Raw genomic sequence first — 2918 nt, 5'->3', positions numbered from 1 at the left:
TCAGGTGTCTCTGATCTCGCCGTGGGCGGTCTCGCGGCCGGTGAGGACGGCGAGTGCGGTGACGGCGCAGCCGGCGATGACGTAGAGGACGACGGGGGTGATGGAGTGGCTGCCGGCGACGAGGGCGGTGGCGATGAAGGGGGCGGTGCCGCCGAAGAGGGCGCCGCCGAACTCGCGGCCGATGCTGACGCCGCTGAAGCGGATGCGGGCGTCGAACTGTTCGGCGACGAGGGCGGGTTGCGGGCCGAAGACCATGTCCTTGCAGAGGGGGATGGCGCCGATGAGGGCGATCAGGATGACGGGGGTGCTCCTGGTCTCCAGGAGGCGGAAGAAGGGGTAGGCGTAGGCGGCGGTGCAGGCGAGGCCGGCGGTGACCGTGGCGCGTCGGCCGATGCGGTCGGAGAGGCGGCCCCAGAAGGGGATGGCGGCGATCTCGAGGGCGGAGGCGAGGGTGATGGCCCAGAGCATGGTGGAGCGGGGGATGTGGAGGTTCTTGGTGGCGTAGGAGAGGGCGAAGGCCTGGATGAGGTAGCCCCAGATGAAGCCGGAGACGGTGATGCCCATGACCCGGGCCACCGCGCCGGGGTGTTCGCGCAGGACGGTCGCGAGTGGGTAGCGCACGGTGGCGCCTCGTTGGGCGAGGTCGGTGAAGGCGGGTGTCTCGTCGATGCTCCTGCGCAGCCAGAGCCCGAAGGCGATGAGGGCGATGCTGAGGAGGAAGGGGATGCGCCAGCCCCAGGTGAGGAAGGCGTCGTCGGGCAGGAGGGAGACGGTGCCGAAGACGGCGCTGGCGAGGACGAAGCCGGCGCCGGTGCCCATGGCGGGGACGGATCCGTAGAGGCCGCGTCGGCCGGCGGGGGCGTTCTCGACGGTGAGCAGGACGGCGCCGACGAATTCGCCGCCGACAGCGATGCCCTGGCAGATGCGCAGCAGGATCAGCAGCAGTGGTGCCCACAGTCCGGCGGTGGCCCGGGTGGGCAGGGTGCCGATCAGGGTGGTGGCGGCTCCCATGGTGAGGAGGGTGGCCAGTAGGACGCGCTTGCGGCCGATGCGGTCGCCGAGGTGCCCGGACAGGGCGCCGCCGATGGGTCGGGCGGCGAATCCGATCGCGAAGGTGGCGAAGGAGGCCAGGGTGGCGCCGATGTCGGTGGATCCGAAGAAGAGTGGTCCGAAGACGAGCGCGGAGGCGAGTCCGTAGAGGGTGAAGTCGTACCACTCCATGACGGTGCCGACCGTGCCGGCGAGCATGGTACGGCGGATGCCCGCCGTGTCATTGGGGGTGTTGTTCACGGGGGTGCCCTTGGTTCGTGCCGGGGTGGCGCCGGATACGCCGGTGCGGGCTCGCGCCGTGCGTGCACATCGGGACTGCGCCGGCCGGCGACCGGGGCCACCGTGCCCGGGGGATATCGAGGTCCGGCGTGCTTCGGGGATGGGGTACGTGGTTGGGGAGGGAGCTGCAGGGGGTCGCTGCAGGTGGCTGGCGAAGCGAAGCCGGTCTCCGTGCGTGCCTGCGTCCTTCCAGGAGGCGGCTACGCCCGCGTGTCCGGGGTCTCCGGTCGTGGGTGGTCGTCACCGTCTTATCCTCGCTCGGTGGACGCCGGGCAGGTGTTGCTCGACGCGCCGGGCACCGCCGAAAGCAGCGCGGTTACGGCGGGCAGCCCTACGACTACGAGCAGCAGCCGATGGTCAGCCACCTCTCCGCCGCGGCGACGCTCACCGGTTCGCTGGTCCCTGGAGGCCGGTGTCTCGGCGATCGTCCCCGCCGGCCCGTGGCGGGACACCCGTCGGGAGCGGATGGGGCTGTCCCCGCTCGGCTCGTGCTGACCCCTGCCCCGTCGCCGCTCAAACCGCCGCAGGCAGGGGAGAGGCGGCGCGCGAAGTGATCGTGTGCCGCCGCACCCCGCGGGGGCGCCCCGGGACCTGGCGCCTCAGACCATGCCCTCGTGCGCGGCCTGCGAGCTGATGTGGGCGCGGGCCGCGTCCGCGGCCGCTTCGGGGTCGTGTCGGCGCAGTGCCTCGACGATGACGTCGTGCTCGTCGACCACCGAGCGCCAGTTCCGGTCGCCCAACGGTGCGGTGATGCGGTAGCGGCGGATGGTGAGCAGCAGCTGTTCGGTGAGTTCGCCCAGGACGCGGTAGCCGGCGGTTTCGGCCAGGGTCCGGTGGAAGCGGGAGTTCAGGTCTGCCATCTTCTCCGTCGTTCCCGCGTCCAGGGCGGCGTGCATGGCCCGCTGGATCTTCTCCAGCTCGCGGATGCGGGTGTCGTCTATTCGCTCGGCCGCGAGTGAGGCGACGAGTGTCTCGATCGCCTCGCGGGCGAGGAAGACGCCGCGCATCTCCGTGACGTCGACCGAGGCCACGGTGACACCGGCGTGGACGCGCGAGTCCAGCAGGCCGTCCGACTCCAGGCGCTTCACCGCCTCGCGGATGGGGATCTTGCTGATCCCGAACCTGCGGGCCAGTTCGTCCATGTTGATCCGCTCGCCGGGCTTGAGGTCGCCCTGGGCGATGGCGTTGTGCAGGCTCTCGTAGACGAGGTCCGCCTTGCTTTTCACGGCAGGGATGCGTTCCGCCCAGCTACTGTGCCCCATCCGTTCATGGTATTCGATATCTCCACTGCGTGGGATGCTTCCCGATGCACCTCACCGGGCCCGCATGGAGGTTTGGCCAGCCTTTCGCCAACATGTTGCGTCGAGCCTATTCGTATACTAAATTCGACTCTGACGACCTGAGGCGTTCCCTCGGTCGCCGTGCGGGCGCCGCCCGGGCCGGGTGTGCACCGTCCCCCACAAGCCGAGGAGCCACCATGCCTCGCGCCGTCACCACCACGCCCGGCATCCTCCCCGCGGAAGCGGCCCCCCGCTCGAACCACTGCGAACTCACCGCCGACACCCGCTCCCCGGGCCTGCTGCGGAACT

General features: G+C 70.7%; 2 protein-coding genes. Both read right to left on the bottom strand.

The genetic code is table 11. From position 1 onward, the window contains the following. Window positions 1–1290 (bottom strand): MFS transporter, encoded by a 1290-nt coding sequence (locus tag PUR56_RS01175; RefSeq protein WP_329878737.1) that lies wholly within the window; start codon window positions 1288–1290, stop codon window positions 1–3. Between the two features lie 638 nt (window positions 1291–1928). Beyond that, a complete protein-coding gene (locus tag PUR56_RS01170; RefSeq protein ID WP_329947467.1) occupies window positions 1929–2591 on the bottom strand; it encodes a GntR family transcriptional regulator in 663 nt (220 codons plus the stop codon). Window positions 2592–2918 lie beyond the last annotated feature (327 nt).

Origin of the sequence: Streptomyces sp. BE303, from assembly GCF_036290945.1 — a bacterium.
Taxonomy (GTDB): Bacteria; Actinomycetota; Actinomycetes; order Streptomycetales; family Streptomycetaceae; genus Kitasatospora.
Note: the sequence above shows the minus strand (reverse complement) of the source record. Positions and strands in the feature narration are given on the sequence as shown.

Bases quoted from the DNA above. Each gene is read 5' to 3' on its own strand.
- PUR56_RS01170 (WP_329947467.1), bottom strand. From the start codon at position 2,591: ATGGGGCACAGTAGCTGGGCGGAACGCATCCCTGCCGTGAAAAGCAAG.